9 protein-coding genes are annotated in these 6,593 nt (G+C 71.5%); 6 read left to right on the forward strand and 3 right to left on the reverse strand.

Features of this window, described 5'->3' with window-relative positions; genetic code table 11:
* Positions 1-50 precede the first annotated feature (50 nt).
* The 5 genes from E1287_RS41220 to E1287_RS41240 all read left to right on the forward strand — a co-directional run bounded on the left by E1287_RS41220 (position 51) and on the right by E1287_RS41240 (position 3,266).
* Positions 51-929, forward strand: coding sequence for a neutral zinc metallopeptidase (locus tag E1287_RS41220; protein ID WP_131971241.1), 879 nt, complete (start codon positions 51-53; stop codon positions 927-929).
* Positions 930-1,026: 97 nt separating this feature from the next.
* Positions 1,027-1,482 carry a helix-turn-helix transcriptional regulator gene (locus tag E1287_RS41225; RefSeq protein WP_207934776.1) on the forward strand — a complete coding sequence of 152 codons (456 nt, stop codon included), beginning with the start codon at positions 1,027-1,029 and terminating at the stop codon, positions 1,480-1,482.
* The gene (locus tag E1287_RS41230) at positions 1,479-1,967 is read left to right on the forward strand and encodes a hypothetical protein (RefSeq protein WP_131971243.1); all 489 of its coding nucleotides are present in this window, start codon (positions 1,479-1,481) and stop codon (positions 1,965-1,967) included. The genes E1287_RS41225 and E1287_RS41230 overlap by 4 nt, the downstream gene beginning before the upstream one ends.
* Before the next feature lie 179 nt (positions 1,968-2,146).
* Positions 2,147-2,506, forward strand: a complete 360-nt coding sequence (locus tag E1287_RS41235; RefSeq protein ID WP_243719799.1) for a DUF2516 family protein — start codon at positions 2,147-2,149, stop codon at positions 2,504-2,506.
* A 25-nt stretch (positions 2,507-2,531) separates the two neighbouring features.
* Positions 2,532-3,266: an alanyl-tRNA editing protein gene (locus tag E1287_RS41240; RefSeq protein ID WP_131971245.1), complete on the forward strand. Its 735-nt coding sequence runs from the start codon at positions 2,532-2,534 to the stop codon at positions 3,264-3,266.
* Positions 3,267-3,312: 46 nt separating this feature from the next.
* Here the strand turns inward: E1287_RS41240 and E1287_RS41245 are convergent, their stop codons facing one another.
* The gene (locus tag E1287_RS41245) at positions 3,313-3,936 is read right to left on the reverse strand and encodes a TetR family transcriptional regulator (protein WP_131971247.1); all 624 of its coding nucleotides are present in this window, start codon (positions 3,934-3,936) and stop codon (positions 3,313-3,315) included.
* 92 nt (positions 3,937-4,028) lie between these two features.
* Between E1287_RS41245 and E1287_RS41250 the strand changes: the two genes are divergently transcribed.
* Positions 4,029-5,141 carry an oxidoreductase gene (locus tag E1287_RS41250; protein WP_207934777.1) on the forward strand — a complete coding sequence of 371 codons (1,113 nt, stop codon included), beginning with the start codon at positions 4,029-4,031 and terminating at the stop codon, positions 5,139-5,141.
* Between the two features lie 12 nt (positions 5,142-5,153).
* On the opposite strand, the gene E1287_RS44440 is transcribed toward E1287_RS41250, so the two are convergent.
* A complete protein-coding gene (locus E1287_RS44440) occupies positions 5,154-6,023 on the reverse strand; it encodes a hypothetical protein (RefSeq protein ID WP_165969444.1) in 870 nt (289 codons plus the stop codon).
* Complete coding sequence (locus tag E1287_RS41260) at positions 6,020-6,568, reverse strand: sigma-70 family RNA polymerase sigma factor (protein ID WP_131971249.1); 549 nt, start codon at positions 6,566-6,568, stop codon at positions 6,020-6,022. The genes E1287_RS44440 and E1287_RS41260 overlap by 4 nt, the downstream gene beginning before the upstream one ends.
* Between the last annotated feature and the right edge of the window lie 25 nt (positions 6,569-6,593).

Raw genomic sequence — 6,593 nt, forward strand, 5'->3', positions numbered from 1 at the left:
CAGAGACAGCGCCCGGTCCGTACGGGCAGCCGCAGTACCGGTACGCCCCGATGCGACCGCGGCCGCGCCGCAGTGCCGGCGGGACGATCGCGGGGATCTTCGGCGGCCTCACCGCGATGATCGTCCTCGGGATCCTCGGGCTCACCCTCTTCGCCGGGCAGCACGGCGTGTCCGGCACCCGGACCACGACCTCGTCCGGCGGCGGGACGTCCCCGCGCGAGCAGGCCACCGACAGCAGGCTCTACAAGACGGGCGCGCTGACGCCGGTGAACTGCACGCTGCCCCAGATCCAGCCGAGCGCCGCGTCCATGCGCCGGTTCATGGACGTGCTGAGCGACTGCCTGGACGTCTCGTGGTCGAAGCAGTTCGAGAAGGCCGGGATCCCGTTCGAGAAGCCCGACCGCGTGTTCTGGCAGGAGCCGGGACGCAGCCCGTGCGGCACCTACCCGGCGCCCGGCGCGTCCGCGTTCTACTGCCCCGCCAACAACACGATGTACGTGGGGCTGCGGCACGTCGTCGAGACCTCGGGCGGCGAGCCGCTGTCCCACTACGCCGTGTTCGCGCGGGTCATCGCCCACGAGTACGGGCACCACGTCCAGGACCGCGCCGGCATCCTGCTCTACGCCGACCGGCGGATGGAGTCCGCCGACACCGGCACCCGCAACGAGGCGAGCCGCCGCATCGAGCTCCAGGCGCAGTGCTTCGCCGGCGCGTTCCTCGGCTCGGAACGCGCCACGCTGCCGATGACGCGGGAGCAGTACGTCGCGATGATCATCGACCTGCGAGGCCGCGGCGAGGACCGGCTGCCCCCGGACGAGCGCGACCACGGCCTCGGGCGCCACTACGCGGGCTGGGTCGTCACGGGCTACGACGGCGGCCGCCTCACCGTCTGCAACACGTGGACGGCCCCGTCCTCCAAGGTCAGCTAGCCCGCAAGGTCAAGCCGCCGCCATGTGAGCGGACTCACCCGGCAAGTGCTAGCTATCCTGCTTGCAATTGCAAGCACCATGACGCAGGGTGGGAGACATGGCTGGTTCGAAGGTCGGCTCGATCGGGGAGTACATCCGGGAGCAGCGGACGCGGGCGAAGATCTCGCTGCGTCAGCTCGCGGACGTCTCGGGCATATCCAACCCGTACCTGAGCCAGATCGAGCGCGGCCTGCGCAAGCCGAGCGCCGAGATACTGCAGCAGATCGCCAAGGGGCTGCGGATCTCCGCCGAGGCGCTGTACGTGCAGGCCGGAATCCTCGAGGCCCGCGAGGCCGACACGGATCTGCAGGCCGCCGTCCGCGCCGACATCCTCCTCACGGAACGGCAGAAGCAGGTTCTGCTCGACATCTACGCGTCGTTCCTCAAGGAGAACGAGGCCGACGGCCTGCCGCCGGCGGACGCGGAGCACGCGGAGCCCGACCAGGCCGCAACGGACGAGGCCGAGCAAGCCATGTCAGAACCAACACGGAACGGAAAGGAAGAGGTCGGATGACGCTGGCCAGCAACCTGCGAGAGAACAAGGCCGTGTACGCCGTGGCCGGCGCGGGCGACTTCGCGGTGGCGAAGCTCCGCGAGATGCCCGAGCAGATGACCAGGTACCAGGGGCGCGCCCGCGAGACTGCGACGAAGTACCAGGGCGAGGTCCGCGAAACCGTCGACCGCTACCGCGGCCAGCTCCGCGACAGCGTGGAGCGCTACCGCGGCGAGGTCTCCCGGTACCAGGAGCGAGTGGACGCCAAGGACCTGCCGGGCGCCGCCGTCGCCTACGCGACGCACGTCGGCACCCGGGCGTTCGAGTTCATCGACGAGCTCGCCGAGCGCGGCAAGAAGGTCGTCCACCGCGAGGCCGTCGAGGTCGCCGAGATCACCGACGCGAAGCCGGCCCCGAAGCCCCGCGCCGCGCAGACCCGCGCGCCGCAGGCCCACACCGGGCAGCCGAAGCGGACGCGGTCCACGACCAAGAAGAACGGCGCCTGAGCGCGACGTCCGTCAGAGCCCGGCCGGAACTCCCGGCCGGGCTCTTTCGTCCGCTCCGGGCGACACCGGCCTGCTGACGCGGGCTCACCGGTGGACGGCGCGCATAGGGTTGGGGTAGTGAGGCCCCGTGTGGGCGACGAGGAGTCGCCGTCCGAGACGAGCAGGAGCGCTGATCGCCGATGTCGGACTTCAATGTGCTGGACTACTTCTTCTGGCTGCTGTTGATCATCGCTTTCGCGATGGAGGCGTGGGCGCTGATCGACTCGCTGACCGTCCCGGAGAGCGCGTTCAGCGCCGCGGGCAAGTGGCGCAAGAAGATGTGGACGATCGTCCTGATCGTCACGGCGGTGGTCGGCGGGGCCTACGCGGTCGCGCCCGCGGCCCTCGGCGCCAGCCCGATCGCGCTGCTGCTCGGCATCCTCCCGGTCGCCGCCTTCATCGCCGCCGCCGTCTACCTCGCGGACGTCCGCCCGGCGGTCGCCCCCTTCAAGAAGAAGAACGGCGGCGGCTCCCACTCCGGCCCCTACGGCCCCTGGTAGGCCCGGCCCGTCCTAGGGTGGGCGCATGGGCACGGAGATCTTGGGGCGTACCACCCGCCTGGAACTGGACGATCAAGGGCTGCGGGAGTGGGAGGCGGTCGTCCTCGACGCGGGGCCGGAGGGGATCGTCCTCGACCGGTCGGCGTTCTACCCGGGCGGGGGCGGGCAGCCGCCGGACCACGGCGTGCTGCTCTGGCAGGGCGTCCAGACTCGCATCGCGGGCGTGCGCAAGGGCGACGACCTGACCCTCATCCCGGTGGAGGACGACCCCGTCCCCCCACCCGGCACCGCCGTGGAATGCGCCATCGAGGACGCCCGCCGAACCGCCCTGATGCGCACCCACTCCGGCCTCCACCTGCTGTGCGGCGTGGTCTTCCGCGACTACGGCTGCCTGGTGACCGGCGGGAACATGGAACCGCTGACCGCCCGCATGGACTTCGATCTCCGCGAGGTCCCGTCCGGCTTCAAGCAGGCCGTCGAGGACGCCTGCAACGCCGAGATCGAGGCCGACCGCCGCATCGATGTCAGGACGCTGCCGCGGGACGAGGCGTTCGAGATCCCCGACATCATCCGGACGGCGACGAACCTGGTGCCGCCCGAGGTTCAGGACGTCCGCATCGTCGACATCGTGGGCCTGGACACCCAGGCGGACGGCGGCACCCATGTGGCGTCCACCAAGCAGGTCGGCCGCATCAGGGTCGCGAAGGTGGAGAACAAGGGCCGGGGCTTCCGCCGCCTCCGCATCAGGCTCGAGGACTAGGAGCCGGGCACCGGGGCGGGCGCCTCCGCCGGCGGTGCCCGGCGGTCTAGGGGGACGGACGGGACAGGGCGTCGACCGAGGTCAGGCCGTGCTCGACGATGTCCACGGCGCGGTCCAGGGCGGTCCGCATCGAGAGCGGGTCGTAGCCTTCGCGGCGGCAGTGGGCGATGACCGCCTGCATGCCGCCGACCGCGATTCCGGCCGCGGCGACGGCGTCGATCTCCGCGATGCCGGGGCTCAGGTCGCGCAGCAGCGACTCGATGGCCTCCTGCGTGTCCGTCATCCGCTGGAGCGCGCGAGCCTGCAGGCCGGGGCGCTCCAGGATCAGGGAGATCTGCACGGCCCCGTACTCGCCGTGCTCGGTCACGATCGCCTCCAGGACGTCCACGACGCTGCGCCGGATCGTCTCCAGCGGCGTCTCGCCCGGGGTGCGGCGCAGCCGTTCGGCGACCTCGGCGAGGCGGTCGTCCACCTCCGCGAAGACGACGTCCTCCTTGGACGGGAAGTAGCCGAAGAACGTCCGGGGGGAGATGTCGGCGGCGGCGGCGATGTCGGCGATCGTCGTCTCCTCGTAGCCGCGCTCGGCGAACAGGCGCAGCGCGGCGGACGCGATGGCCTGGCGGGTGCGCCGCTTCTTGCGCTCCCGCAGGCCCGTGGGTCCGTCCGCCATGCGGCGAACGCTACCACGACTGCAAACTTGCAGCCAGTGCAAGCTCGTACCGGGTCTGGACGCCTTGATCATCTTTCGTTACGTTGCGGCCTATGAAGCCGATGCGGGCGCTCGCCCGGAAGCTGTCGCTCACCGGAGTGTGCGCGGCGATGATCGCGGCCCCCCTCGCGGTGCCGGGCACCGCGCACGCGGAGACCACCGACAACGTGCGCATCTGGCCGGGCGGGCTCGGCTGGCGGATCACACCGACCGGCTCCGAGGCGCGGTTCCGCGGCCTCGCCGCGGTCGGCCGGAAGGTCGCCTGGCTGGCGGGCAGCGGCGGGACCGTTCTGCGGACCACCGACGGCGGCGCCACCTGGCAGAACGTCGCCCCGCCCGACGCCGCGAGCCTGGAGTTCCGCGACGTCGAGGCGTTCGACGCGAACCGGGCCGTCGTCCTGGCCATCGGTGAGGGTGAGGCGTCCCGCGCCTACAGCACGTCGGACGGCGGCCGCACCTGGACGCTCGGCTTCAAGAACGACGACCCGAAGGCGTTCTACGACTGCATGACGTTCTTCGACTCCCGCAACGGTCTGGCCATGAGCGACCCGGTGGACGGCCGATTCCGCATCATCTCCACCAAGGACGCAGGACGCACCTGGCGCGTGCTGCCGTCCGAGGGAATGCCGGCCGCCCTCGAAGGCGAGTTCGCTTTCGCCGCCAGCGGCCAATGCCTGGTGAGCCACGGGAAGAAGGACGTATGGCTCGCCACGGGCGGAGCGTCCCGCGCCCGGGTCTTCCACTCCGGTGACCGCGGCCGGACCTGGACGGTCGCCGACACGCCATTGCCGTCCGGCGCGTCCCAGGGCGTGTTCTCGGTGGCGTTCCGCGACTCCCGGCACGGCATCGCGGTCGGCGGCGACTACCGTCCGGGCGAGCCGTCCCCGGACGCCGCCGCCACGACCAGCGACGGCGGCCGCACCTGGCACCCCGCGCAGCGCCCGCCCGCCGAGTACCGCTCCGGCGCCGTCTGGCCCCGCTACACGGGCCCGATCGCGATGGCCGTGGGCCCCACGGGCACCGACCTCACGTTCAACGCCGGCCGCACCTGGACCCGGTTCGACAAGGGCAGCTTCGACACCGTCGACTGCGCTCCGGACGCCACCTGCTGGGCCGCCGGTGAAAAGGGCCGAGCCGCCCGCCTCACCACCGATCACGTCAACTGACCGGTTCGGCATTCAGGCCAGGACGGAGTCGTGCGGCGCGTGTTCCGTCCCTCCCCGAACCCGGAACACGCCCTGGCCGATCTCCTCAGAATGCCGTTGGACCAGCTCGCGCAGGTTCGCGGGCCAGGTGGTGGCCCGGTTCCACACCGCGCCCGCGAGCACTTCGAGATCCAGGTCCTGCAGATGCGAGACGTCCACGCCGGACAGGTCCACGGACTCCGCCTCAAGCGCTGAGGCCACCGCTTGCACCAGGGCGAAGACGCTCTTCGACGTCCAGACGAGCCTGCCGCTGAGGTCGTTGGCGATGACGCCGGTGACCTCGCGGGCGCAGTGGGTGGGGCCGCGGACGGGGTCGATGGCGTGGCCGAGGGCGCGGTCGAGGGCGTGGTAGAGCGCAAGAGTGTGGCCGATGGCGCGGGTGGAGTTGGGGTCCCGGGCGAGGTCCCGGGCGATGGCGCGGGCGGAGTCGAGATCGGTGGCCAGGTCGAGCGCTCGGGCGACGGCGCGAGCGGAGTCGAGCTCTCGGGCGAGGTCCCGAGCGGCGGCGCGGGCGGTGCTGGGGTAGCGGTCGTTGACGGTGATGAGGGCCTGCGTGAGCGTCATCAGATAGGTCAGGTGCTGCAGGTTGGGATCGGAGAGGTCCGCGCGGAGCAGCGCGTCGCGCAGTTCGGGGACGCCCTCCGGCATCCGCTTCTGAGTGCGGTGCGTGATGGTGCGGAGTTCGAGGATGACCAGGTCGTCGCGGTGGTCGTTCATGAAGGCCAGCAGGCCGGTCGTGGGATCGGTGTGCTCTCGGGCGTGCCGGAGCAGATCCTCGTGCGCCTCCGTCAGCAGGCGGTCGAGTTCGGTGTCGGTGAGTGCGGCCGGATCGTGGTCGCTCATCGGGCCGCTTCTCCTTCCTGCGTGCGGCCGGCGGCCAGGTACCGGCGCAGCAGCCTGCGGGCCTTCGTGCGCAGGTTGCGGACCTTCTGAGGATCGAGGTCCAGGTGGGCGGCGATGACGCTGTCCGGGTGGCCGTCCAGGGTGAAGGCCATCACCGCGCGCGCCTGGTCGTCGTGAACGGCGTGCAGAGCCTCCAGCACTCTCATCGTCCCGGTCGCGACGTCGGCCGGATCGGGCCGGGGACAGGAGCGGTCGGCGAGGAGGCCCTCCAAGCCCGAGACGGCGGGCGGTTCACGGCGGCGAGTGCCGCCGGGTCGGTCGTGGCGACGCAGTGCGATCCTGCGTATCCAGGCCTCCCGGTTCTCGATCCGCTCCCAGGCTCCGGGCTTGTGAGCGGCGTGCCAGGCCTCGATGAACGCCTCCTGGGCGGCGTCCTCGGCGGTCTCGAGGGTGGCGCGGCGGGCGAACATCACGAACCGCACCACCTGCGGGTACTGATCGGCGTAGAAGTCCCGCCCCTTTCGCTTGCGAGGTGGGTCATCCACCTAGTGGGCGGGGGCGGCCATGATC

This window comes from Actinomadura sp. KC06 (assembly GCF_004348735.1).
Taxonomy (GTDB): domain Bacteria; phylum Actinomycetota; class Actinomycetes; order Streptosporangiales; family Streptosporangiaceae; genus Spirillospora.